At 55.8% G+C, this 26,052-nt stretch carries 23 protein-coding genes; 19 read left to right on the plus strand and 4 right to left on the minus strand.

From position 1 onward, the window contains the following. The first annotated feature begins 77 nt into the window (after nt 1–77). The 8 genes from NYE26_RS09480 (at nt 78) to NYE26_RS09515 (ending at nt 9,702) form a co-directional block, all read left to right on the plus strand. Nucleotides 78–1,826 carry a histidine kinase gene (locus tag NYE26_RS09480; protein WP_076078398.1) on the plus strand — a complete coding sequence of 583 codons (1,749 nt, stop codon included), beginning with the start codon at nt 78–80 and terminating at the stop codon, nt 1,824–1,826. After that, complete coding sequence (locus NYE26_RS09485) at nt 1,807–3,429, plus strand: response regulator (protein WP_339257418.1); 1,623 nt, start codon at nt 1,807–1,809, stop codon at nt 3,427–3,429. The genes NYE26_RS09480 and NYE26_RS09485 overlap by 20 nt, the downstream gene beginning before the upstream one ends. A gap of 106 nt (nt 3,430–3,535) precedes the next feature. Continuing rightward, entirely contained in the window at nt 3,536–4,888 is a 1,353-nt protein-coding gene (locus tag NYE26_RS09490; protein ID WP_339255330.1) for an FAD-dependent oxidoreductase, read from the plus strand. Between the two features lie 232 nt (nt 4,889–5,120). After that, nucleotides 5,121–7,241 (plus strand): family 16 glycoside hydrolase, encoded by a 2,121-nt coding sequence (locus tag NYE26_RS09495; RefSeq protein ID WP_339255332.1) that lies wholly within the window; start codon nt 5,121–5,123, stop codon nt 7,239–7,241. Between the two features lie 166 nt (nt 7,242–7,407). Next, nucleotides 7,408–7,659, plus strand: a complete 252-nt coding sequence (locus NYE26_RS09500) for a hypothetical protein (protein ID WP_036725259.1) — start codon at nt 7,408–7,410, stop codon at nt 7,657–7,659. Nucleotides 7,660–7,784: 125 nt separating this feature from the next. Then, the gene (locus tag NYE26_RS09505; RefSeq protein ID WP_036702251.1) at nt 7,785–8,087 is read left to right on the plus strand and encodes a heme biosynthesis protein HemY; all 303 of its coding nucleotides are present in this window, start codon (nt 7,785–7,787) and stop codon (nt 8,085–8,087) included. Nucleotides 8,088–8,129: 42 nt separating this feature from the next. Continuing rightward, nucleotides 8,130–8,369, plus strand: a complete 240-nt coding sequence (locus tag NYE26_RS09510) for a DUF1450 domain-containing protein (RefSeq protein WP_036725257.1) — start codon at nt 8,130–8,132, stop codon at nt 8,367–8,369. 652 nt (nt 8,370–9,021) lie between these two features. Continuing rightward, on the plus strand, nt 9,022–9,702 hold the full coding sequence (locus NYE26_RS09515; RefSeq protein WP_339255335.1) for a hypothetical protein: 681 nt from the start codon (nt 9,022–9,024) through the stop codon (nt 9,700–9,702). A 462-nt stretch (nt 9,703–10,164) separates the two neighbouring features. Here the strand turns inward: NYE26_RS09515 and NYE26_RS09520 are convergent, their stop codons facing one another. After that, nucleotides 10,165–11,298, minus strand: coding sequence for a class I SAM-dependent RNA methyltransferase (locus NYE26_RS09520; protein ID WP_339255337.1), 1,134 nt, complete (start codon nt 11,296–11,298; stop codon nt 10,165–10,167). A 250-nt stretch (nt 11,299–11,548) separates the two neighbouring features. On the opposite strand from NYE26_RS09520, the gene NYE26_RS09525 reads away from it, so the two are divergent. Beyond that, nucleotides 11,549–12,178 carry an O-methyltransferase gene (locus NYE26_RS09525; RefSeq protein WP_036725254.1) on the plus strand — a complete coding sequence of 210 codons (630 nt, stop codon included), beginning with the start codon at nt 11,549–11,551 and terminating at the stop codon, nt 12,176–12,178. A 52-nt stretch (nt 12,179–12,230) separates the two neighbouring features. On the opposite strand, the gene NYE26_RS09530 is transcribed toward NYE26_RS09525, so the two are convergent. Beyond that, nucleotides 12,231–13,451, minus strand: coding sequence for an MFS transporter (locus NYE26_RS09530; protein WP_036725253.1), 1,221 nt, complete (start codon nt 13,449–13,451; stop codon nt 12,231–12,233). Between the two features lie 229 nt (nt 13,452–13,680). Here NYE26_RS09530 and hemE point away from each other — a divergent pair, with 229 nt between their 5' ends. The 10 genes from hemE (at nt 13,681) to NYE26_RS09580 (ending at nt 24,249) form a co-directional block, all read left to right on the plus strand. Continuing rightward, entirely contained in the window at nt 13,681–14,742 is a 1,062-nt protein-coding gene (gene hemE, locus NYE26_RS09535) for a uroporphyrinogen decarboxylase (protein WP_209874309.1), read from the plus strand. An 88-nt stretch (nt 14,743–14,830) separates the two neighbouring features. Beyond that, a complete protein-coding gene (hemH, locus tag NYE26_RS09540; RefSeq protein ID WP_339255341.1) occupies nt 14,831–15,775 on the plus strand; it encodes a ferrochelatase in 945 nt (314 codons plus the stop codon). Next, the gene (gene hemG / locus NYE26_RS09545) at nt 15,772–17,232 is read left to right on the plus strand and encodes a protoporphyrinogen oxidase (RefSeq protein WP_209874302.1); all 1,461 of its coding nucleotides are present in this window, start codon (nt 15,772–15,774) and stop codon (nt 17,230–17,232) included. Before hemH ends, hemG begins: the two co-directional genes overlap by 4 nt. Nucleotides 17,233–17,362: 130 nt before the next feature. Further along, complete coding sequence (locus NYE26_RS09550; RefSeq protein WP_036725244.1) at nt 17,363–18,763, plus strand: CapA family protein; 1,401 nt, start codon at nt 17,363–17,365, stop codon at nt 18,761–18,763. A gap of 19 nt (nt 18,764–18,782) precedes the next feature. Beyond that, nucleotides 18,783–19,514 (plus strand): glycerophosphodiester phosphodiesterase family protein, encoded by a 732-nt coding sequence (locus NYE26_RS09555; RefSeq protein ID WP_339257420.1) that lies wholly within the window; start codon nt 18,783–18,785, stop codon nt 19,512–19,514. A gap of 60 nt (nt 19,515–19,574) precedes the next feature. Beyond that, nucleotides 19,575–20,198 carry a fumarylacetoacetate hydrolase family protein gene (locus NYE26_RS09560; protein ID WP_339255344.1) on the plus strand — a complete coding sequence of 208 codons (624 nt, stop codon included), beginning with the start codon at nt 19,575–19,577 and terminating at the stop codon, nt 20,196–20,198. 25 nt (nt 20,199–20,223) lie between these two features. Beyond that, complete coding sequence (locus tag NYE26_RS09565; RefSeq protein WP_339257422.1) at nt 20,224–21,036, plus strand: DUF92 domain-containing protein; 813 nt, start codon at nt 20,224–20,226, stop codon at nt 21,034–21,036. 76 nt (nt 21,037–21,112) lie between these two features. Beyond that, on the plus strand, nt 21,113–21,724 hold the full coding sequence (locus NYE26_RS09570) for a helix-turn-helix domain-containing protein (protein ID WP_339255346.1): 612 nt from the start codon (nt 21,113–21,115) through the stop codon (nt 21,722–21,724). Between the two features lie 52 nt (nt 21,725–21,776). After that, nucleotides 21,777–23,729: an ABC-F family ATP-binding cassette domain-containing protein gene (locus tag NYE26_RS09575; RefSeq protein ID WP_339255348.1), complete on the plus strand. Its 1,953-nt coding sequence runs from the start codon at nt 21,777–21,779 to the stop codon at nt 23,727–23,729. Between the two features lie 31 nt (nt 23,730–23,760). Continuing rightward, complete coding sequence (locus NYE26_RS09580) at nt 23,761–24,249, plus strand: tetratricopeptide repeat protein (protein ID WP_339255350.1); 489 nt, start codon at nt 23,761–23,763, stop codon at nt 24,247–24,249. A 402-nt stretch (nt 24,250–24,651) separates the two neighbouring features. On the opposite strand, the gene NYE26_RS09585 is transcribed toward NYE26_RS09580, so the two are convergent. Then, nucleotides 24,652–25,695: a M42 family metallopeptidase gene (locus NYE26_RS09585; protein WP_076078417.1), complete on the minus strand. Its 1,044-nt coding sequence runs from the start codon at nt 25,693–25,695 to the stop codon at nt 24,652–24,654. Between the two features lie 27 nt (nt 25,696–25,722). Further along, a complete protein-coding gene (locus NYE26_RS09590; RefSeq protein ID WP_339255352.1) occupies nt 25,723–26,046 on the minus strand; it encodes a lipopolysaccharide assembly protein LapA domain-containing protein in 324 nt (107 codons plus the stop codon). Nucleotides 26,047–26,052: the final 6 nt, after the last annotated feature.

Here is a 26,052-nt window from a genome sequence, read left to right on the forward strand (position 1 = left end):
GAAGTGCAAAGGCAGCAGGGATTTTGGATTATAATAGGGACGTTGAAGCTTTCATTACAGTGCGGGGTGGAATTCTTATGAAATGGTTAAGCCGTTTTTCCTTCCATCGCAGACTGCAATACACGTTCCTGATCCTGATCCTGCTGCCTTTTGTTGTCGTTACGTTCTGGTCGTATACCTCTGTGCGGGAGAATGTGAGTGAGAAGATCGCCCGTTCGAATGAGGAGACCCTGAAGGTCATCGGCAGTCAAATGGAAAAAACGGTGGACAGCATCTCGTTTGTCTCGGTGTATTTCTCTGAGGCTTATGATCCGGCCGTGCTGGAGAGTCTGCGTTATCTCAAAAATACGGGAAGCTTCGGAAATTACGGAGTGTATACCCATTACAACAAGCTCAAGACTACGGCCAATATCCTGTCGGTGCAGTCGCTCGATGCTGATCTTCAGATCATGCTGGTCAACCGGGAGAACCGGATACTGATCGGCAACCAGAATATTCCGGTGTTCTCTGTGCTGCCTGAGAAGCTTCTTAAGGAGAGCAGCAGGCTGGATGAGCGGGAAAAAGTGTCGCTGCAATGGTTTCCCTACGGCGGCACCCCCGCTGCACCCGATTATTATTATGCGGTACGCTTCATTACCGACCCGCTGAACCAGGACAAGCTGGCCACGCTGTACGTGGGCATTCCGAGCCACTACTTCCGCAGCCTGCTCGATACGGGCAATGCGGTAAGCAGGCTTGCGCTTGTTGACCAGAAGGGGAGAAGCATTGCGGTCACCGGAGAAGCCGCTCCTGCGGATGAAGGCCCGCTGCTGGCCAGTGAGGTCCGTATTCCCAAGGTCGGCTGGCTGCTTACCAGCAAGACGCCCCGCAGCTCCATCGACAGTCATATCAACCGGGAGTTTCTGGTCTCCATCTCACTGATCGGACTGTTCTTCCTGGCGTTCCTGGTCCTGTCCATGCTGTGGGCCGGATATATGAACAAGCCGATCAGCCTGCTGCGGGCCAGCGTCAAGCAGTATGTCGGCGGCAACCGCGCGGTGCGGATACCCGTCAGGGGCAAGGATGAGGTGGCGGTGCTGTCGGCGGCTTTCAATCAGATGCTGGAGGATATGAACGGGCTGCTGCAGCAGGTCGAGAGTGAACAGGAGGAGAAAAGGCGGCTGGAGCTTCAGGCGCTGGCGGCGCAGATCCGGCCTCATTTTCTGCTGAATACGCTCAATTCCATCAAGGTGGATCTGCTGCTCAGCGGTGACCCGGCGCATGGCGCCATGATCGATGCGCTCATGAAGCTGCTGCGTGTGTATGTGCATGTGGATAAGCCGCTGGAGCTGGCAGAGGAGTGCAGGGTGCTGGGCAGCTATGTGCAGGTGATGCAGATCCGCAACCGTCTGGATATCGTCTGGGAATGCGAGGTGGGCGAGGAAGAAGGTGCGGTGATGCTGCCCCGGCTTCTGCTTCAGCCCATTGTCGAGAATGCCATCAGTCACGGCTTCTCCGCCCGTCCGGACCATCCGGCGATCCGGCTCGAAGCGGCGTTCGAGTCCGATCTGCTGCGGATCAGCATCAGCGATAACGGCCGCGGGATGCCGGAGGATAAGCTCCAGCGCCTGAACCGGCGTCTGCAAGGAAGTGAAGACACTGCGCTCTGGCCGGAAAAAGGGGTCGGGCTGGTCAACACAGCACGCCGTCTGCAGGTATTGTACGGATATCGCGCACGGCTGAGCGCGCAGGCAAGAGAAGACGAGGAAGGCATGACGTTCACCCTATATATCCCCGTGACCCGGGAGAAGGAGGCGGTTCCCCTTGATGACCCTGATGCTGATTGACGATGATGTCCCGATGCTGGAATACGTGGAATATCTGCTTGGGCCCTTGGGGCTGGATCTGCAGCTGGTGGCTTCGGCGTATAGCAGTGAGGATGCGCTGGAGCAGTTCCATGCAGCACTGCCGGATATTGTGATTGTGGACATCGGTCTGCCGGGGATGGACGGGCTGGAGCTGGCGGATGCCTTCCGGATCACGAAGCCGGAGGTTCGCCTGATTTTCCTGACCTGCTATGAGGATTTCCACTACTCGAAGCGGGCGATCCAGCTGGAGGCGGATGATTATCTGATCAAGGATGAGCTATCCCCTGAGCAGCTTAAGAGCAGTCTCGCCAAAGCGATGAGCCGCTTCAAGAGCCGTGAGGAACTGCTGGAGCGCTACTCCTTCCGGCAGGCGATTGAGCGTAATAAGGAAGTGCTGAAGCAGAGTTTCCTGAAGCAGCTGTTGTCGGGTGCAGCGGGCCAGGAGAACACCCTGGAGTTCGGTGAACGGCTGGGCATCTCCTGGAAGCACCCCTTTCTGCGTCATGGATTCCTTCATATGGATGCCGCATCGGTTACCGAGCGTTACCGGTACAAGGATATTCCGCTGATCCATTCAGCCGTGAATAATATTGCGCTGGAGTTGTCTGCGGCAGAGGCTTCCATTACACCGATTATGAGCAGGGACGCCGATATTTATCTGGTTTGGAATGTGGAGGACCCCGGCGTCACAGAGAACAAGCTGGCTGAATTCATGCAGGCGGTACAGGATAAGGTGGAGCAGTATCTGAAGATTAGCCTGCGGGGGTTCTATTCGGAGTCCTGTGCACCGGTCCGCAGCTTCGGTGTGTTATACAAGACTCTCACCGATTGCCGGGAAAATAACTTCTATCAGCCAGTGAAGCCTGTGTCTCTGCTTGAGGAGAACGCGGATTTCGGGCAGACGTTAGAACGGCGTGGGGAAAAGGAACGCGGTATGCTGTCGTTGGCGCTTGCAGACCAGCATGCCGCCTGGATTGATCTGGCCGTGAATCAGTGGGCGCAGCTGGCATCGGCGGAGCGGCTGCTGCCCCGGCTGGTGAAGGAGACCTGCGGGAATCTCGTGCGCCAGCTGGCCTTCGAAGCCGGCGGGCTGGCTGAGGAGGACTTCTTCACGCAACTCGAGCAGACGGTTCATATCGAGGAAGCGGCCAGCCTGACTAAGCGGGAGCTGAGGCATCTGTGGCGGCAGTTTGCACTAGCCCCCGCAGCCGCTGAGGAGAAGGATGTCCGGCTTCAGGCGGTGGATGAGTTTCTGGAGGAGCATGTGGACCGGATGATCACCTCTACAGATATGGCAGAGCATCTGCACCTGAATGCCAGCTACTTCTCCCGTTATTTCAAGAAGCTGTCCGGCGTGAACTTCACCGATTACGTCAACCAGTACAAGATGAATATGGCCATCACGATGCTGGCCCGCCCGCACGAGACCGTGGAGAATGTCGCCTACACTCTCGGCTTCTCCGACCGGGCGTACTTCTCCAAGGTATTCAAGAAATACAGCGGCCGGAATCCCAGCGAATTCAAGGCAGGTTCGCCGGAAGAGCAGGGCAGGGAGACATCCACGGATGAAGCCAAGCCATAAAGGTCAAAACTGTCCACCGTAACAGGCAATCAGTCTGCACGCTGTTGCAGCCTCCATCTCACTATAATGGTGAGGAGTCTAAGTATAGCTTCAAGGAGGAACAACGATGAATAGAACTGTATTTACCTTGCCTGCGGAGGAGATCACGGTATCCCGCGAGGTGGATGTGCTGGTTGCAGGCGGCGGGCCTGCGGGCGTGGCAGCGGCAATAGCTGCGGCCCGCAGCGGGGCTCGGACGCTGCTGATTGAGCAGCGCGGCTTCCTGGGCGGCATGGGCACCGTTGCCCTGGTGCCAGCCTTCTGTCCTTACAGTGACGGGGAGAAGGCTGTCGTGCGGGGAATCGGCCTGGAACTGCTGGAGCGGATGAAGGCCGGATGTGAGCCGGAGTTCCGCGAGCGCTTCGGTGCAGAGCTGGACTGGGTGCCCATCGACCCGGAGGTGCTGAAGCGTGTATACGACGAGGCTGCCACCGAGAGCGGAGCGGAAGTGCTGCTCCATACCGTGGCAAGCCAGACGGTGATGGATGAGACCGGCCGAAGCATTGAGGGCGTGGTAATCGTCAACAAGTCAGGCCGGAGTCTGGTCCGCGCCCGGACTGTCATTGATACGACCGGGGATGCCGATCTGGCCGCCCTGGCGGGAGCGCCGTTCCATAAGGGCGGAGATTCCGGCGAGCTTCAAGCCGCGACTATGTGCTACCTGCTGGCGAATGTGGACCGGCAGCGTTTTGAAGAATACCGGAATGAAAGCGGTGACACGGATCAGATCCATCAGGCCGTCCAGCAGGCGCAGGTTGACGGGAAGCTGCCGCAGGGCCGGGACTCCGTCTCGGGCCTAGCTTGGATTGCCGATTATCTGGTCGGTGTGAATTTTGGGCATGTGTTCGGCGTCGACGGTTCCAGGGCGGAGGACTTGACCCGGGGGGCAATAGAGGGACGTCGGCTAGTCCACCGCCAGCTGGAATTCTTCAGGGCTTATGTGCCCGGATTCGAACAGGCCCATCTGGTGTCCACCGGCGAGCAGATCGGTATCCGCGAGACGCGGCGGATTGTGGGCGATTACGTGCTGACCCAGGAGGACTTCATGAATATGGCTTCCTTCCCGGATGATATTGCCCGCAACAGCTACTTCATCGATATTCATATGGCCCGCAGCAGCGGGGCGATGCATATCCACCATCTTCCGCCCGGGAAGTCGCATGGTGTCCCTTACCGCTGCATGCTGCCGGTGGGACTGGACAATGTATGGGTGGCGGGGCGCGCCGCCTCCTCGGACCGTGTCGTGCAAGGCTCACTGCGGGTGATGCCGAACTGCTTCGCCATGGGGCAGGCGGCGGGTATGGCGGCGGCGATGGCGGCCGGAGCGGAGGGACAGAGCCGGAAGGTGAATCTCGCCAAGCTTCAGAACGGGCTTGTGCAGCAGGGAGCGTGGCTGGGTGAGGCGTTGGCCGCTTTATAACTTAATAAATTGAGCTTGAAAAAAAGACAGACAGGGAAAAGTGGCGGAGGGGAATTTTGGAACTGTAGGAGCGATAGCGTCCGCCTTTGTTTGCGGATTTCAACCGTTAAAAACGGGATAAATCAAGAAATCTGCAAACAACAGCGGCCGTAAGTCCAAAACTTCTCTGGAGTCACGGCGATCCCATATGAAAACTTACAAGTACAATTTATTCTGCGGGAGCGTGATCCGAATGACAAGGTATCGTATGAAGCATAGATCAAGGCAAGGCAGGCCGCGCAGATTCACCATGCTGGGCATGATCGTATTTTTACTGTTCAGTCTCCTATCCGGCTGGTCAGGTCCGGTTGCTGAGGCGGCAGGCACCACCTATTACGTCGATGCTGCCCAAGGCAGCGACAGCAATTCCGGCACCAGTGAGGCGGCGGCCTGGAAGACGCTGGGCAAAGTGAACAGCGTCACCTTCAGCCCGGGGGACCGGATTTTACTCAAGGCAGGCAGCGTATGGAATGATCAGTATCTCGATCTTAAAGGCTCCGGGACGGAGGGGAATCCGATTGCCGTGGACCTCTACGGGAGCGGAGCCAAGCCGCTGATTGATTTCGGCAATACCGCCGTGGGCGGGGAGGGCTTCGGCATCCGGCTGCGCAATGTCTCCTACTGGGAGATCAACAATCTGGAGATTACAAGCGGACAGCAGCCTACAGATATGCGCAGAAACGGTGTGCTGGTCGTAGGCGAAGGAGCAGGGGCGGGGAACTTCCGGCATATCTATATCCGCAATCTCGACATCCACGATATCTTCGGCACAGACCGCCGCACAGGCGGCATCAACTTTCATGCCCGGGGAGCCAATACAGCACTTGAGAGCACCTGGGAAGATATTCTGATCGAGAACAATACAGTCATTAACGTGGCGGATACAGGGATTCAGACGATGACGGATGCTTTTTTCAACAGTGCCTGGACACATAAATTCGACGCCTTCCGGGGTGTGGTCATCCGGGGCAATGTGGTGGAGAAGATCCACCGGGACGGCATCCTGGTCAGAGCCGGCGCCTCGCCGCTGATCGAATACAACAAGACGAAGTCCATCGGAGAAGCCTGCGATGTGAATTCATCCATCGTCAATTACCTTGAGGATATCACTGTCGTTGCGGCGCAGTGGGCTTATTATACGAAGGGGGCTATTTTCCAGTACAACGAGGCCTCCGATACCCGGATGCTGGGTGGAGACGGCCAGCCCTGGGACTTCGACATCGAGGTGCACGACAGCATCTACCAGTACAATTTCAGCTATGACAATGAGGGCGGGACCCTGCTGGTCATGAACAACACGAACAATAATATTTTCCGCTATAATATCAGCCAGAACGATAAGGACGCTAACGGGGTGTTCCATCTGGTGAACGGCGGGGGGAATCTCTATGTCTACAACAATATCATCTACCGTTCGGGAACGCAGAATAAGGCGCTGACCCATGCGAGCAATACAGGAATGGCCTATTACACGAACAACATCTTTTATAATGGTGCCAGCGGACAATACACGAACAGCCCCAGAATGACGTATGATCACAACAGCTTCTACGGGCTGAACTCAAGTGTTCCGAGCGATCCCAATAAAATCACAGGCAACCCCGGATTCATCAGTCCCGGAACGGCCACAGGACTCGATTCGGCAGACGGATATAAGCTTGCGCTCTCCTCTCCGCTGATCAATGCCGGGGCGGCGGTTGCAGGCAACGGAGGACAGGACTTCTTCGGGAATCCGCTGTATAACGGCGTGCCGGATATCGGAGCATTTGAATTCCAGGGTACGATCACACCGCCGGTTACGCTGTTCCAGGATGATTTTGAGGATGGCAATTCCAGCGGATGGACGACTTCTGGCGGAGCCTGGAGTGTGGAGGATGACGGCACGAAGGCTCTATCACAGAACTCCGGGACAGGAGAAGCGCTTGCCTATACAGGCGACGCCTCCTGGAGGAATTACACGTATTCGGCCAGAGTCAAGCTGCTGAATACCTTCGCCAACGCCGGCCTGCTGTTCCGGTATGCGGATGCTTCCAATTATTACATGTTCCGGCTGAATGATTCCGGTGACAAGGCGGAGCTGTTCAAAAAAACAGCCGGAACGCTCACGATGGTCAGCAGCGTAAGCTTTGCCGTCACACCCGGCCAGTGGACTGAGCTGAAGGTGACGGTAAGCGGCAGTACGATTACGGCATCTGCGGGCGGTACCCAGCTGATCCAGTGGACCGATACGGCGGCGCAGCCGGCCGGAGGGAAGATCGGACTGCGGATGCATTCCAGCACCGCACGGATCGACGATGTTAAGGTGACGGAGTGAACGTTGGTCCGGTTCGGGAGAATTCGATAAAATTCTACTTAAAAGCGAAACGAATCCTGCGCATTCGCGTAAGATAACAGCAAAGGGCACAGCCGCAATCCTTTTACAGGTGCTTAGCGGCGGTGTCCTTTGCTGCTTACACAGATTACACAGGGAGGCATAACTCATGAAATTCAGAAAACTGTTGTCGCTCAAACAATGGTCTCATATATTCCGCAGCTCCTGGCATTATATCGTTTCGCCAAATGTGGCTATGGCCGACAAGCTGCTGTTCACGATTCCGGCGCTGCTGTACTGGGTGCTGCCCGATTTCATGCCGTTTATACCGATTGACGATATTGGCGTAACGATGCTGCTGATGGGCTGGTTCACAGCGCGGATGGACCGTAAGTACGCGGCGCTGCACAGCGGAAGATGACATTTTAGCGACGATTGTACCTTTAAGTGTGGATGTCCATCTCCTAATGGTTGCTTTATCCTCCCATATTCCTTAAAATGAATTATTGAGTATTTAAAATATAGAGGCCTGGGAGATGGAATCGAATGAACGTCAAAATTACCCGCAACGCGGCTAAAGTGATAAAGAAAACCATGGAACTTGAAGGCAACAGTGAGCTTAAGCTTCGTGTAGCAATTACACATGCCCATGGCGACCATGCCCACTACGGACTGGATCTGGACACGCCTAAGGAGAACGATGTTGTAGTCTCCACTGACAAGGATATCGATGTCATTCTTGATCCGAACCAGCCCCTGCTGGACGGAGTGAAGATTGATTATCTCTACTTGCCCGAAGAAGGTTTCGTGATTACTAATCCGTCTAAAGGAAATCATGGCGATCACTAGTTGATCCGCCCGTATTTTACGGACATAAAGAAGGGTTGCTTCATGGCTAACGATATAAGATTATGTGACGAGTGCAATCATATCAAAATGAAAAGCATCGTGCCCAAGCTGCTGAAGATGGCACCGGATGCCGAGATCAAGACAGGCTGCATCTCCTACTGCGGACCGTGCGGCAAACGCCCGTTTGTCTACATCAACGGCCGCTATATCAGCGGACCGACGGAAGACGAGGTGCTGGCCAAAGCGGAAGCCTTCGTCAAACGGCCAGTGGAGAAGAAGTAATTCAGATCTGCTGCGCCTGCAGCATCGTACAGCCCCCGCGTTATTTGCGGGGGCTGTTTTGGTGTGCGCGGGTGTAGTCGGAAAACCGAACACAATAGGCGGGTGAGAGGGTGCGTGGGCTGGATGTATGCGAAAACAACATGCAATGTGCATCTGCTTGGGTGCACGGAGCAAATGTATGTGGAAAACAACATACAATGTGCAGCTGCGGGGTGAGCGGAGCAATGTATGCCAAAAACAACATACAATGTGCAGCTACGAGGGGTGAACGGGGCAAATGTATGTGGAAAACAACATACAATGTGCATCTGCGGGGGTGAGTGGAGCAAATGTATGCCGAAAACAACATACAATGTGCAGCTTCGGGGGTGAGCGGGGCAAATGTATGTGGAAAACAACATACAATGTGCATCTGCGTGGGTGAGCGGGGCAATGTATGCCAAAAACGACATACAATTTGCATCTACAAGGTGAGCGGAGGAAATTGTAACTCTATATTACTACCTTTATATTGCATTCGTTGCCCAAAAGTGGGACACTAATTCTAGGTACAAATTAACGCGGCAAAGTATGCCCCGCTCCCTTCCATTCAGAAGGAGGCGGGGTTTTATGCGTTCTGAGATTAAATTCGATGCTAAGTGGGGGGACTGAAATGGGCTTTGCTGGAGAGCATGATCAATGGTTAAGCAATCATCTCAAACGAAGAAAGGGGGAGCGGCTAGATGCGCTTAAGCGGGGGCATGGCTACGGGAACCGCTTATTCGTCGAAAGTGTTTGGTGGCCACTTGCCGGACATTTTCACGGACTGCATCCGGAATACGAAGTAAAGGATTGGCGCGGCAGATCCTATTTTGTCGATTTACTATGGAAGGTTGGATCTTCGCGCATTGCGTTTGAGATTATGGATTTTGGGTCGCATGGCACGGACCGTAGCAAATACCGGATGGACCTGAATCGGGGTCTCTTCCTGCAATCACAAGATTGCGTGGTGCTCTACATCTCTCTAGACGAGATGAAAGATAATCCATCTTTCATTCTCTCCGCACTGCGGAACCTTTTGTTTCCTTATTTGTCGGCTGAAACTACAAATCGAAGTACCGAGAGAGCGTATTCCAGAATTGAACGAGATTTAATGCGATTAGCTATCCGTTACAATCGTGTTCTTCGTCCGGGGGATGCTGCGAGAGAGCTTGAACTGCAAACCGCGACAGTCATTAAGTACAGTCGCATGTTGGTGGATAAAGGTAAATTTCGCCCTGTAGCTAGAGGAGTATCTCAACGAATTATTTACTATGAGTATGTAGGTTCGCTGCAAAGTCCAGATCTGGTTTAAGGTCTGATTCCACCCGCAAATGTATGCCGAAAACAACATACAATGTGTAGCTTCGGGGATGAGCGGAGCAAATGTATGCCAAAAACAACATACAATGTGTAGCTTCGGGGGTGAGCGGAGCAAATGTATGCCGAAAACAACATACAATGTGCATCTGCTTGGGTGGACGGAGCAAATGTATGTGGAAAACAACATACAATGTGCAACTGCGGGGGGATCAGGGCAAATGTATGCCAAAAACAACATACAATGTGCAGCTTCGGGGGTGAACGGGGCAAATGTATGTGGAACCCAACATACAATGTGCAACTGCGAGGTGGGCGGGGCAACTGTGTACGAAATTGATGCAGCATCAGCGGCTTAATGAGAACAAAAAGCCTTAAGTCCATAGCACAGAGTGCTTCATGGGACTTAAGGCTTCTTAGAGATCATTACTTAACTGCTTAACCCGCGCTGTTCCTGCTATTTCCGCGGAGGCAGCGGCCCCAGGTATTGATAGTATTGGCATTCGATCCGGCCGTTGTAGAGCTTGCGGCGCTTGTCCGCCTTGCGTCCGTAGTATTGCTCGAACTCCTTGTACGGGCTTATGGCGAAGAACGACCAGGTCGGCAGGTAGAGCATCATCTCGCCGAACTGGCGGGTCAGCTTCTCCACTTCCTTGTCATTGCTGATCCGCTCGCCGTAAGGCGGGTTGGTGATGATGCAGCCGTATTCGCCTTCCGGCCGGGCCTTCGCAGCGGCCATATGCTTGAACGTAATCTCACCGGAGAGTCCGGCGCTCTTCGCCGCCGCCTCGGCGATCTCAATTGCTGCCGGATCGATATCCGTTCCGGTCAGCTGCAGCGGGTAATCGTCACGCACCGCATCGAAGGCTTCTTCGCGGGCTTCCTCCCACAGGCGCTGCGGAATCTCCGGCCAGTGCTCGGATGGGAAGGAGCGGCGCAGGCCCGGCGCGATATTCCAGGCAATCATCGCAGCCTCGATCAGAATCGTGCCTGATCCGCAGCAAGGATCATAGAGCGGACGATGGCCGTTCCAGCGGCTGAGCTGGATCAGAGCCGCAGCCATCGTCTCCTTCAGTGGTGCTTCCGTAGCCTGGCGGCGGTAGCCGCGCTTGTGCAGGGCCGGGCCGGTGGTATCCAGGGTAATCAGCGCGATATCATTCAGCAGGATCACTTCTACCACATACCGGGGGCCGTTCTCCGGGAACCATTCAGTGCGGTACGACAGCTTCAGCTTCTCGACAATGGCCTTCTTAACGATCCCTTGGCAGGCAGGTACGCTGGTCAGCTGAGATTTATGCGAGCGGCCCTCTACCGGGAATTCGCCGTTCTCGGGAATCCAGTCCTCCCAATTTATCGCCTTCACTCCTTCGAACAGCTCATCGAAGGTTTTGGCCGGGAACTGGCCCATCTTCACCAGTACACGGTCCGAGGTACGCAGCCACAGATTGCAGCGGCAGATGTCGATGTAATCCCCGCTGAACAGGACCCGTCCGTTCTCGACCGTGGTCTCATAACCCAGCTCGTTTAATTCGCGTGCTACTACAGCCTCCAGCCCCATGGGGGCGGTGGCGATCAATTGTAATTTGCCCAAGTGCGCTCAACTCCGTTTAACTTGTGGATAAATACGTATAGCCAGTACAATAAGAGTAACTATATAAATTGTACATGTAAGTTTTTCAGTAGGGGCTCCGTTACTTTTCCCTGTCTGTAGATTTTCAAGTTCAATTTATATGGTTTGTCATCTGAACCTGTAGAACGTTCAGCTTACAGTATAGGGTAAGGAAGAGTTCTGCACAATGCCTGTCCGCAGGCACACACACCCATTCAAGAGGAGAATACATATGCAGAATCAGGAAGAGTACAGCGAACAGCTATATACAGAAGACGAATTATTGCTCCAAGTCAAAGCCGCCATCGCGGCCAAAGGCATGCCGGAGGTGTCCATTGCCCCGGGCTACGGCAGACTGCTGACGATGCTTGTGACCCTCTCCCGCTCAGCAAACCTGCTGGAGATCGGGGCGCTTGGCGGCTACAGCGGAATCTGTCTGTGCCGGGGACTCACGCAGGAAGGCCGTCTCACCTCTTTGGAGCTTAAGGCTGAATATGCAGAGCTGGCACAGAGCCATCTGCAGCAGGCGGGCTTCGGCGACCGGGTGGAATACCGGACCGGCCCTGCACTGGACAGCCTGAAGCTGCTCGAAGCACAGGGGAACAGGTATGATTTCTTCTTCATCGATGCCGATAAGGAGAACTATCCGAATTATCTGGAATATGCGATCCGGCTTGCTTCACCGGGGGCGATTATTGCCGGGGATAATATTTTTCTGCGCGGCCGCACGCTTAATACGGAGAAGAACGGACCGGCCGTCCAGGCTATGCGCCGCTTCAATGAGATGATAGCGGGCGATCCCCGCCTGACCAGCACACTGCTGCCTGCCTATGACGGCCTGGCGCTGGCGATGGTGAAATAACTTGTGCTACACCAGCCACACCAGTTATACCGCCCATAAGAGAAGCAGCCTGTTAACGGAATAGCCGGGGTTCAGTCTTCTTGTACAGCTTGATCCGCACCCAGACCGTATTGATCAGCAGGAATGCACCGGAGACAATGAACAGGCCTTCAATCCCGATATAACCGGACAGGAATCCGCCGATTACCGCACCGAGCATATTGCCGAGCGCGAGCGTACTGCTGTTGAAGCCAAACGCCCGGCTCTCCTTGCCGTCAGGCGTATAGGAGCGGATCAGGGCGTTGACGCTAGGCAGCAGGCCGCCCATGAAGACGCCCATCAGGAAGCGGACAAGAATCAGCTGCCAGACACTGGTCACGAACGCCTGCGGGATCAGGAACAGAGCGGCGCCGATCAGCGCAAAGGTCAGTATCCGGTGCGCCCCTACCTTGTCGCTGAGCTTGCCGAGCAGCGGCGAAGCGAGCATATTCGAGATACCGGTCACTGCACTGACCATACCTGCCCAGAAGGCAAGGTCCACGGTGGTGCCGTGCAGCTTCTCAACATAGAGCGGCAGCAGCGACATGGGACTGACCATGGCGAACTGCAACAGGAAGGTCACGCCGAACAAGGCGGGAAGCTGCGGTACCTTCGCCAGTTCCTTTAAGCCTTCCAGCACGGATACCTGAGGCACCTGTGCTGCTTCTGCCCGGTCGAATTTCTCTTTGACCAGGAATAACGCCAGCAATGAAGCAACGAACAGCAGTGCGCCGACCACATAGAAAATCGGTCGGAACCCGATCCAGTCCGCCAGTAATCCGCCCATTAGCGGCCCCAGAATCGTTCCGGCTACCGCGCCGGACTGCATCAGGCCCATCGCGAAGCCCATCTTCGGTTTCGGTGTGGTGCCTGAGACCAGCGCGACAGAGGCGGGGTTGAAGCCGGAGATGGTTCCGTTAAGCAGCCGGAGCAGCAGCAGCTGCATCGGGGACTGGGCGAAGCCCATCAGCACAATAACAATCGCCATGCCGAAGCTGGAGCGCAGGAGCATAATTTTGCGTCCGTATTTGTCGGCAAGCTTGCCCCAGAGCGGCTGGAAGATGAACGAGGTCAAGAAGTTGGCGGCAAAAATAAGCCCGGCCCACATCCCGATTGCGCGGTCGCCGGTCACCCCCAGATCTTTGGCGAGATAAAGCGACAGAAACGGGGTAATCATAGTCATGCCTGCATTTACCAGAAACTGGCCGAACCAAAGCACCATGAGGTTGACTTTCCAGGTCTCCCAATTCTTCAAAGTGCTTTCACTTCCTTTCAGGGGATTCATTAATACAGAGTTCACGAAAAATTGACATTATATCAGTATATCATAGATTTTCAGCCGGACAATGCAACACATGTCATAGTAATGTCATGGGATTGTCATTCCCTTTCGGGTGAGGCGGTTGTTAGCCGCTTACAAAAGGGGCATAATAATGATATGTGTTTTTTCACAGTATTCTATCAAATCTAATGGAGATCTTATCATGACCTACAACGACACTTTTATCCGTGCCTGCAGACAGCAGAACACGGAGTACACCCCCGTATGGTACATGCGGCAGGCTGGCCGGTATGATCCCGACTACCGTACAATCAAAGAGAAATATTCGCTGCTTGAGATCTGCAGGCAGCCTGAGCTTGCGGCCGAGGTGACTCTGATGCCTGTGCGCAAGCTGGGCGTGGACGCGGCGATTCTGTATTCCGACATCATGAATCCTGTGGCCTCCCTCGGTGTGGATTTTGACATTGTGAAGAACATCGGGCCGGTTATCGAGAATCCGATCCGCTCCGCAAGTGATGTGGACCGGCTGAAGCCGATTGATGTGGAAGGCGATCTGGGCCATATATTGGAGACCATCGCCATACTGGACAAGGAGCTGGACGTTCCGCTGATCACCTTCGCCGGGGCTCCGTTCACCATCGCCAGTTATCTGATCGAAGGCAGACCGTCCAAGACCTATCACCGCACCAAGGAGCTGATGTTCAGCCAGCCTCAGGTGTGGGAGAAGCTGATGGAGAAGCTGGGCGATATGGTTATCGCCTATCTGCGCGCCCATGTCGCCAGCGGCGGGAAGGCGTTCCAGCTGTTCGACAGCTGGGTCGGGGCGCTCGCTCCACGTGATTTCGGGCAGTATGTGCTGCCGACGATCACCCGGATCTTTGCCGAGTTGTCTGATCTGGAGGTTCCGAAGATCTACTTCCCGGGTGTCAGCTCAGGGGAGCTGCTCCCCAGCCTGACCAAGCTGCAGGCCGATGTAATCGGGCTGGACTGGCGGGTAAGCATCACCGAAGGACGGCGCAGACTGGGCGGGGGCTATGCGGTTCAAGGCAATCTGGATCCATACCTGCTGACCGCGCCGATGGATATGCTCAAAGCCCGGGCCAAGGAACTGATCGATGAAGGCATCACGCAGCCGGGGTATATTTTCAACCTGGGGCATGGATTATTCCCTGAAGCTTCACTGGACACGCTCAAGGAATTAACGGATTACGTGCATGAGTATTCGGCAGCAGCAATGAAACAGGCGGCACCGCCGCTGGCCTAGTTGAAGAAATAGCATCAAGATGGCAGCAGCCTTTGCTGCTCTCTTTGCTGTATAGGACGTTAATTAATTCATAAAGGGGATGGAAACCGTGGCCAACAAAATTGGAGTACTCGTGATGTCGTACGGCACGCCTGAGAGTCTTGAGGATGTAGAGCCTTATTATACGCATATCCGCCGGGGGAACGCTCCCTCTGCTGAGCAGCTTAAAGAGCTGACTGACCGCTACAAGGCGATTGTCGGCGGGGTTTTTCCGCTTAGAGAAAATACCGACCGTCAGGTGGAAGCCTTGCAGGCCAAGCTGAACAGCGGGCAGATCCAGTATGTTTGCTACCAGGGTCTCAAGCATGCCAGACCATTCATCGAGGATGGTGTCGAGGCTATGGTCCGGGACGGTATTACCCAGGCGATTGGCATCGTGCTGGCTCCGCATTACTCTGTGATGAGTGTAGGAACCTATATCAAGCGCGCCAAGGAAAAAGCTGAAGCCTGCGGTATTCATATGGAGTTCGTAGAGAGCTACCATATGCATCCCGAGCTGATCGATGTGCTTAGCCGGAGAGTGACTGCCAAGCTGGACGAGTTCGAAGAGACCGGCGCGGCGCGCGAGGAAGTGCGCGTGCTGTTCAGTGCACATAGTCTTCCTGAACGTATTCTGGCGATGGGCGATCCGTACCGTGACCAGCTGCTGGAGACCTCTCAGGCGATTGCCGCTCAGGCGGGGGTGGAATCCTGGCAGTTCACTTGGCAGAGTGCGGGCCGGACAGCGGAGCCTTGGCTGGGCCCGGATATTCTCGATACGCTGCGTGAGCTGGCCGAGAGCCAGGTGAAATACGTGCTGTCAGCCCCGATCGGCTTCGTCTCCGACCATTTGGAGGTGCTGTACGATCTGGATATTGAAGCGCAGCAGCTTGCCTCCGAGCTGGATATGCGTCTTCTGCGGATTGACTCGCTGAACAGTGATCCGGCCTATATGTCGGTGCTCAGCGATGTGGTGCGTACGAAGGCGAACCAGTTGAAGGTGAATCTGCCATGACGGCATCACCCCGCAAGGTAGTTATTATCGGCGGAGGCCTTAGCGGGCTCAGCGCCGCGTTCTATATCCGCAAGTTCTACCGTGAGGCGGCAGTACAACCGGAGATTACCTTAATCGAGAAGGACAAGGTCCTTGGCGGCAAAATCGAGACACTGCACCGTGACGGCTTCGTGATTGAGAAGGGCCCGGATTCCTTCCTGGCCCGTAAGACGGCGATGGTCGATCTGGCCAGGGAGCTGGAGCTGGACCACGAGCTGGTAAGCACGAATCCTAATGCCAAGAAGACCTACATTCTGCAGCGTGGCAAGCTCCATCCGATGCCTGCCGGTCTTGTGCTGGGCATTCCGACAGAGCTGAAGCCCTTCCTGAAGAGCGGTCTGGTCTCCTTCGGCGGCAAAATGCGGGCGATGATGGATTTCGTCCTCCCGCCCCGCCGCAGTGCAGAGGATGAGTCGCTAGGCGATCTGATTGAGCGCCGTCTTGGTACAGAGGTGCTGGAAAATATGACGGAGCCGCTGCTGGCAGGGATCTATGCAGGGGATATGCGCAAGATCAGTCTTCAGGCGACCTTTCCGCAGTTCGGTGAGGTCGAGCGCCAGTACGGCAGCCTGATCCGTGGAATGACCACCGGCAGGAAGCCGGTGGAGACCCATACGGGAACGAAGAAAAGCGCCTTCCTCACCTTCCGGCAAGGGCTGCAAAGTCTCGTGCATGCGCTCATCCATGAGCTGCAGGATGTCCGGCAGCTCACGGGGACAGGAGCGAAATCCATCCGTGTTCTGGGAGGTGCGGGTTCTTCCGGCGCTGCCCGTTATGAGGTGGAGCTTGAGGGCGGTGAGTTGCTGGAAGCAGACGACATCTATATTACAGTGCAGAACTTCGCAGCCGCAGAGCTGCTGCGTCCCCATGTGGATGTCTCGGCGCTGGATGCAGTGAACTATGTATCAGTAGCTAATGTGGTTCTGGCGTTCACCCGGCAAGATATCGTTACTGAATACGACGGATCGGGCTTCCTTGTTCCGCGTAAGGAAGGGCGGAACATCACCGCCTGCACTTGGACCTCTACCAAATGGCTGCATACCAGCCCTGACGATAAGGTACTGCTGCGCTGCTACGTGGGACGGTCGGGGGATGAACAGAATGTGGAGCTGCCCGATGACGCGCTGGCAGAGCTGGTCCGCAAGGACCTGAAGGAGATCATGGGGATCACTGCAGCGCCGCTGTTCACAGAGATTACCCGGCTGAGGTCATCTATGCCGCAGTATCCGGTCGGCCATCCCGGCCGGATTGCCGGCCTGCGCAGCGAGCTGGCGCAGAAGCTGCCCGGCGTCTATGCTTTTGGCGCAGGCTATGACGGCATCGGGATGCCGGACTGCATCAAGCAGGCGAAGCTTACGGCTGAGACTGCCGCAGCCAGTCTCACGAAGCTGCCGGAGCCGGCGGGAGCTACAATCTAAAAGCAACGGTGGAGCGGAGCAGTGGCGCTCCACCTTTTTTTATGAGAGGCTCCGTTCCCGGCTTGGAGCGGCGGCTGATAGATATGCTATAATAGAAACACTTTAAGGGTAAAGGAGATTACTTGGACTCATGTATCCGCCGAGATCAGGCAATAGACAAGGCAAGAGACAACATAGCAGGCGACGGCGCAGAAGGGTCTGGGCGTGGGTCAATGTGGCGCTGCTGCTGATGATTACCGCAGCGCTCGCTTATTCATTCATGGATGACAAGGACCCGCAGGGCTCTGCTGCTCCGCCAGCGGCGCTTGTCACATCCCCTTCACCAGAAGCTGATGCAACGGCGGCCGTCCCTACAGAAGCCGTCCCTACAGCGGCAGAGACTGGGACGGAGGCTACAGCCACTGCTGAGCCTGCTCCGGAGGAGACACCGGAGGCTTCTCCAGTGCCTGCGGCGACCACGGAAGCTTCGGCTACGCCTGCACCGTCACCAACGGATCAGGCAACCCCTACGGATGCACCGCGGGCCACAACGGGAAGCAGCAGCGGGCTGGTCGCAGGCTTGCCGGAGAATACCTCCGGCGGGACGGTGAAGCTGAGCTTTGCCGGAGATATCATCTTCAGCGGAAAAGCAGGCGCACTGCTGGAGCAGAAGGGCTACGATTATTCCTACAGCGCGCTGGATGGAATGTTCAAGAAGGATGACCTCACGGTAGTCAATTTGGAAACGCCGATTACTACACGCGGGGTTGGGGCCAAGAACAAGCAGTTTGTGTTCAAGGGCCCGCCGAAAGCACTGGACGCGCTCAAAGCCGCCGGTGTGGATGCCGTCAATCTGGCTAACAACCACACGCTGGATCAGGGGGAGGAAGGTCTGCTGGACACCCTGAAGCATTTGGGTGAACGCGGAATCCCTCATGTGGGGGCAGGGCGGAATAGTCAGGAGGCCTATTCGGCGCAGTATTTTGAACGTAATGGAATTAAGATTGCCCTGCTGGGCTTCACCCGGGTGATGCCGGTGATTGAATGGAAGGCGGAAGCGGGCAAGCCTGGCCTTGCCTCGGTGTATGACAGTGCGGAAGCGCTCAAGGCGATTGCCGCAGCCAAGCAAAAGGCCGATGTTGTCGTTGTCGTCGTCCATTGGGGACGGGAGCGGATGGAGCAGTATGACAAGACCCAGCAGGCGCTTGGGCATAGCTTCATTGATGCCGGAGCCGATCTAGTGATGGGCGGCCATCCGCATGTGCTGCAGGGAATTGAGCCGTACAAAGGCAAATGGATTGCCTACAGCACAGGCAACTTTATTTTCACACGCGGCTCCATCCCGGCGACTTGGGAGACGGCGGTATTCCAGGCGGAATGCAGCAAGCAGGGGCAATGCGCTCTTAAGCTGAAGCCGATGGATGCCGAGCTGGCGCAGCCGGTGCCGATGAATGAAGCCGACGGGCAGCTGCTGCTGCACAGAATACAATCTATTTCTTCCGGCCTGATCAAGGTCCGCAATGACGGTACCGTAACCCAAGCGGTGAAATAGCCGGAGGTGCGTATCAATGATGAACAATATGTGTGTAGCCCACCGCGGTTTTTCCGGTAAAGCCCCTGAGAACACATTGGCTGCCGTGCGGATGGCGATTGCGCTGCCTTATGTACGCTGGATGGAGATTGATGTGCAGCTGACGAAGGACGGGGTGCCTGTGGTCATCCATGATTATTCCCTGGACCGCACGACTAATGGACACGGCAAGGTGAAAAATATGGATTATGAACACATGCGGCGGCTGGATGCCGGTAGCTGGAAAGGGCGTGCTTTTCGCGGAGAGCGGGTGCCTTCCCTGGAAGAGGTGCTCGCTCTGGCGTCAGGCCGGCTGCGGCTGAATATTGAACTGAAGACGGTGGGCGACATGTATCCCGGTCTTGCGCAGGCGGTCATTGATCTGGTGAATGCCAGGGGAATGCGTGAGGAAGTGGTGCTGACCTCGTTCGATGCCGGCGTGTTACGGCGGATCAAGGAGCTGGACGCGCGGTTCCATACAGGGCTGATCTATGACTCCAGATCCGGTAATCCTGCGGGTAAGCTTGATGAGCTGGGCTGCTCCTTCTTATCCATCAGCTATGACCGGCTTAGCCCGGTTCTGGCCAAATCCCTGATTGCACGCGGGGTGCAGGTGATGGCCTGGACCTTGAACAAGGGCAAGGAAATGCGCCGCCTGTCGGAGATTCATTCCGATATTATGATCTGTACGAACCGTCCGGATATTTGGGGCGAACTCTTTTTGAAGGCCTAATAAGGATTGCAGCATTGCAGTATGAATTCCAATTCATAGAGGAAGAGAGCTGACGGAACAATGAGCAGTGCGATCAATAATGTATACTGTGTAGGACGCAACTATCAATTACATGCGGAGGAGCTGGGCAACAAGGTGCCTGCCGAGCCGCTGATCTTCCTGAAGCCGTCTCATGCTGCCGTGGCCCTGGATAAAGCGATCATCCATCTGCCCAAGGACGCCGGATTGATTCATTACGAGGGGGAGCTGGTGCTGCGCATTGCACGTGATTACGTGCCGGGGATGAGCGTGCAGGAGCTGGTGGATGTCATGGCGCTGGGCCTCGACTTCACGCTCCGTGATGTGCATAATGATCTGCAGCGCAAGGGGCTGCCGTGGACCGCTGCCAAGGGCTTCAAGAACGCAGCTCCGCTGACCCCGTACATGGCATTGCCTGAGGAAGAGGAACTGGAGGCCACCGACTTTACCGTCCGCAAGAACGGAATTGAGGTTCAGCGCGGGAACGTGAAGAACATGATTTTCTCCCTGCAAAAAATCGTTGAATTCATTGCCGCCCGCTACGGGCTGGGCAAAGACGATATTATCTTCACCGGAACTCCCGCCGGGGTAGGTCCGGTAGTGGCGGGCGATTCGTTCGAGCTGTTCTGGGGCGACACCCTCATGGGCACCTGCCTGATCGGTTAAGGCGATGCTCTCAGGACTTGAAGTGCTGCAATGGCTGATCGGGGCCTGCGGTGCGCTGCTGGTTGCCGGGGCCGCTTACTGGAAGCAGTCGCTTAGCTTCTCAGGAATGGTGGCGGCAGTGGTTATGGGGACGATCTATTTCGGCGCGGGGAATCTGTTCTGGTTCGGTATCCTGCTCCTGTTCTTCATCTCTTCAACCCTGCTGTCGAAGCTGCATCATGAGAATAAGGCAGAGCTGGAGGCCACGTATGACAAAACCGGACGCCGCGACGCGGGCCAGGTCTTCGCCAACGGCGGACTCGGGATGCTGGCCGTTCTGCTGAACGCGGTCTATCCGCTGGAGCTCTGGGGCTTCCTGTTCATCGGGGTGATGGCTACCGTGACCTCGGATACATGGGCGACAGAGATCGGCACACTGGCCCGGAAGCCTCCCCGGTCGGTACTGACCGGGAAGGTGCTGCAGGCAGGCACCTCCGGCGGCGTATCCCTGCCCGGGACGCTGGCCGCTGCGGCGGGAGGAGCGCTCATCGGTGCAGCCTCCTGGCTGCTGCGGGCGGCCTCCGGCATGACGCCCCATGCCTCCTGGCTGCTGGTGCTGGCCGGACTGCTGGGCGGGCTTGCGGGAGCTTTTGCCGACTCGGTTCTGGGTGCTACCGTGCAACGGATGAACCGCTGCACGGTCTGCGGCCGCGAGGTCGAGGCCTCCAAGCACTGCGGGAAGCCTACGGTATACGCCAGGGGCTGGCGCTGGATGGACAATGATACTGTAAATGCTGTAAGTTCTATAATAGGCGGTGCTGTAGCGCTGCTGGTCAGTTATATCAGTTACATAGGATAAGGACGGACCTGAGGATTAAGCTGGCCGTTGCGTTATCCGGTAACATACAGGATTCTATGGGTTGGGAGGTGAACCGTTGAGCAGTGCATCCGTAGACAAACATGCAGCTATTCTGGATGCCGCTTATGAGCTTTTCGGTTCAGGCGGCTTTTATGAGACCAAGATGTCGGAAGTGGCCGAACGTGCAGGCATTGCCAAGGGTACGGTCTATTTATATTTTAAAAGCAAAGAGGAGCTCTTCATGGCGGTTACCCGCCGCGATTGTGAAGGCTTCCTTGAGCAGCTTGAGGGTAAGCTGAGGACCTGCTCCGCAATGACAGACAAGCTCTCCGTGATTGCAGAGCATCATCTGTTCTATTACTATGAGCGCAAGCAGCATACGAAGCTGTTCTTCCGTGCGCCTAACAATAACCCGGAGCTGGTGGCTTATATGGCGCAGTTCATGGAAGCCTATATGCAGGCTGTGGTGAAGGTGCTGCTGGAAGGCGGGGCTACCGAGCCGGAGCTGATGGCACAGTCGTACATCGGGATTCTGGACCGTCTGAAGATGGATATCCTGTTCGACCCTGAGTTTGCCGAGGCAGATGCGGATAAGAGGGCGAAGTTTGCGGCCAGGCTCTTTATCAATGGGGCACTGGGCAGCCTGGATTCGGCGCTGGGCGACTTCCCTGCTGAAGCTGAATCTTAAGAGAGTACAGCTAAGTTCCGGTTTCAAAATATAAGGCAAGCGAGGACAACTGATGAATATTATGACGGTGGAACACCTCTCCAAGAGCTACGGGGAGAAAACCCTGTTCCGTGATGCCTCCTTTGGCATGGACGACAGGGATAAGATAGGCGTAATTGGCGTCAACGGCACGGGAAAATCAACCTTTCTGAAGATTATCGCTGGGCTCGATACAGCAGATGAAGGGCAGATTAGCATCGGCAATGATGTGCGGGTGCAGTTTCTGGCCCAGAATCCGCCTTATGAGCCTGGAAATACGGTCCTGCAGCAGGTATTTGCCGGAGAGGACCCGGAGCTTGCGACGATGCGGGAATACATGGAGGTGATGTCTCTTCTGGAGCAGAATCCGGGAGACTCAGGGCTGGAGAGCAGGCTTGTCCGGATTGGACAGGCCATCGACGCCGCTGGAACCTGGCAGCTGGAGAGTGAGGCCAAGACGGTCCTCACGAAGCTGGGGATTACCCGCTTCGATGCCCGGATGGAGAGCCTGTCGGGCGGACAGCGCAAGCGCGTAGCACTGGCGGCGGCACTGATTACACCGTCGGAGCTGTTGATTCTGGATGAGCCTACCAACCATATTGATACGGATTCCGTAGCCTGGCTGGAGCAGTATCTGCAGAAGCGGCGCGGGGCTCTGCTGATGGTAACGCATGACCGTTATTTCCTGGAACGGGTAGCCAGTGTAATGCTTGAGCTGGACGGCGGGAATCTGTACCGGTATGAAGCGAACTATTCGCGGTTCCTGGAGCTGAAGGCAGACCGTGAAGAACGGGAGGCTTCGGCCGAGCAGAAGCGCAAGAATCTGCTGCGCACCGAGCTGGCCTGGATTCGCCGCGGGGCTAAGGCCCGCTCCACGAAGCAGAAGGCGCGGATCGACCGCTTCGAGAAGCTCAAGGAGAGCACGGGAGGCGCATCGGCGTCATCTATGGATATCTCTGTAGCCTCCACCAGACTGGGCCGCAAAATCATTGAGATTCAGGATCTCACCAAATCGCTGGATGGCCGGACCTTAATCAAGGATCTGAATTATATTGCTGTGCCGCAGGACCGCGTGGGGATTGTCGGCAAGAACGGCAGCGGCAAGTCCACGCTGCTTAACCTGATTGCCGGTAAGCTTACCCCGGACAGCGGTGAGGTGCAGCTCGGAACAACCGTGAAGCTGGGCTATTTCACCCAGGAGCATCAGGACATGGATCTCAGCCTGCGGGCGATCGAGTATGTGAAGGAAGAAGCCGAGATCATCAAGACCGCAGACGGCAGTGTCATCACCGCCGGGCAAATGCTGGAGCGCTTCCTGTTCCCGCCCGCGATGCAGTGGACGCCAATCTCCAAGCTGTCCGGCGGCGAGAAAAGACGTCTCTACCTGCTGCGCGTCCTCATGGGAGCCCCGAACGTGCTGCTGCTCGATGAGCCGACGAATGATCTGGACATCGGCACACTCGCTGTACTGGAGGATTACCTCGATGAATTCCCCGGCGTAGTCTTCACCGTATCGCATGACCGCTACTTCCTGGACCGTACCGTGGATAAGCTGATTGCCTTCGAGGATGGGGGCATCCGCCTGCATGTCGGCGACTATAGCGAATATGAAGAGTGGCTGGCGAAGAACGTCCCTTCGGCCAGCGGGAACGCCGGCAAGGCAGACGGCGGCTCCGGCCGCAGCGCCAACGGGACGGGTGCTGCCGCTGCTGAGCAGGGCGGGAATGCTCAGGCCGGGTCAGCGCCGCGCGAGAAGCTGAAATTCACCTTCAAGGAGCAGCGCGAGTATGAGGGGATCGACGAGGCCATCGAACAGGCAGAGCAGCATCTGACAGACATCTCGGCCCAGATGGAAGCGGCCTTCGCTGACTCCGGCAGGCTGCAGGAGCTGGTGGAGAAGCAGCGGCAGGCCGAGGCAGAGCTGGAGCGTCTGATGGAACGCTGGACGTATCTGAATGAATTGGCGGAGAAGATCGCGGGTAAATAACACCGCGGTGCAGAAGGAGGGAACAGTGGCTGTGACTCATACGATAGAAGCTGCTGTGCAGCTCCGGTCCTCTGGCCGGGCAGAAGAAGCAAGGACCATGCTGCTAGAGCTACTGTCAGCAGACGGGAGCAATGCCGAGCTGCATTATCAGCTGGCATGGACGCATGATGTGCTGGGCTTGGAGCGTGAGGCGGTAGCTTATTATGAGCGGAGTCTTGCCCTGGGGCTTCCAGATGCGGAGCAGAAGGCAGGCGCGATGCTGGGCCTGGGCAGCACCTTCCGGACGCTCGGGCAGTATGCGGAGTCCCGTGTGGTGCTGGAGCAGGGAGCGCTTGAATTCCCGCAGCGTGCGGAATTTAAGGCTTTTCTGGCCATGACGCTGCATAATCTCGGTGCTCACACCGAGGCCATGGAACTGCTGCTTACCTTGCTTGCGGATACATCCGCCGATCCTGGTATCCAGGATTACCGCAAGGCCATTAAGTACTATGCGGACAAGCTGGAGCAGGTATGGCCTTAACCGGGGGATGCAACATCTCACGCGTGAACACAGCCCTAATCCTCAAAGTCAGAGGGTATGCGGAAATCCTGCCCAAAATGCAACATCTCTCTCGTTATCTCAGCTCTAAGCCGCAAATGTTGCCCAAAATGCAGGATTATTCCTCACCGGAGCCGGTGGGCAGGGGAATTGTTGCAATTTGTGCAGGAATCCCTGCAAATATTCAATTATGGGCGGGCCAGGTTGCAATAGTTGCAACATTTCGGCCGTGTAAAGTAATATTTGTCTAATTAATATATCACCAAGGTTAACTAAAAAGGCAGCACCAGCTATTGAAGTGAGCTGGTGCTGCCTTTTGTACTTGTTTACTAATATCCAGGTCGTGTTGCTATAGAAAGTGACCCGCCGTGGCGAGCAGCCCGATCAGTTCGCCCCAACATAAGCCGCCAGCAGCTTAGCCGTATTAAGCACAGCCTGCTTGTGGGTACGCTCCATGGAGTGCGAGGCGTGTACGCCCGGTCCGATCAGTGCGGCCCGGATGTTATTTCCGCCGCGCAGCGCAGCAGAGGCGTCGGAGCCGTATTGGGGATAGATATCGACCGCGAATGGAATAGCCAGACCGTTCGCCAGCTCGATCATGCGGCTGGTCATGGCATAGTCATACGGGCCGGAGGAGTCCTTGGCACAGATGGAGACATCCGTCTCTTTGCAGCTGAGGTCATCGCCCATCGCGCCCATGTCCACAGCGATCATCTCATTGATCTCCCCTGGAATCCAGGCAGCGCCGTGACCTACCTCTTCATAGTTGGAGATGAGCAGGGACAGGTTATGCAGCGGCTTCCAGCCTTCGCGCCGGATGCTCTCCAGCAGCCCGAATAAGGCGGCTACACTGGCTTTGTCGTCCAGATGGCGGGATTTGATATATCCGCTGGGGGTGAGCACCGCCCTTGCATCGAACGAAATGAAGTCACCTACCGAAATCCCCAGCTTCAGCACATCATCCTTGGTGGAGACCAGCTCATCAATCCGGATCTCCATGTTCTCTTCCGCACGCTTGAAATCACGGGCATCGGCATACACATGCACAGATGGATGACTGGTCAGGATCGTACCGGTATAAGTTAAGCCGCTGCGGGTATGGATGATGCAATATTCATTCTCAATGCTGTTCATGCTAAATCCGCCCACAGAGGTTAAACGGAGGGTACCGTTAGACTTAATAGAGCGGACCATGGCACCGAGCGTATCCACATGGGCGCTGATGCCGATCGTGCGCGAAGGATCAAGTCCGGGTACGGTGAGCATCGCGCCGCCTTTTTCATTCCAGGTGAGCGGAATATTGAGCGCCGCCGCTTCTTCAGCCACGAGTGCCATCACCTGGGCGGTGAAGCCGCTGGGGCTTGGGGTGTCCAGCAGTTTTTTGAGCAAATTCAGAATATATTCTTCATTGGGCTGGATGTTAAGCAAGGACAGTTCCTCCTATTCGTCTATAAATTACAGCTGGGATGATCCTTCTGGCGTAAAGGGGTCACTCTCAGCAGGGATAGGTTCCATGTTGATACTATTAGCGTCACGCAGCTTGGCCAGCTCCGCATTCAGGCTCTTAATCTGCTTCTGCAGCTTGTACTGGCGGAAAATTCCGTACGAACCTACAACCACGCCGCCGATCAGCGCACAGCCAAGAATAACGAGGATAAGCGGAATGCTGACAAAGTCAAACCCGAAATTAACGGGCACCGTATCCACATTCATTACTGCGAATACTGCAGTCAGCAGAGCGAAAAATAAACCTAATATAAGTGACCATTGAAATTTCATATAGCT

This window comes from Paenibacillus sp. FSL P2-0136 (genome assembly GCF_037975325.1).
GTDB classification, from domain to species: domain Bacteria; phylum Bacillota; class Bacilli; order Paenibacillales; family Paenibacillaceae; genus Paenibacillus_AQ; species Paenibacillus_AQ silagei.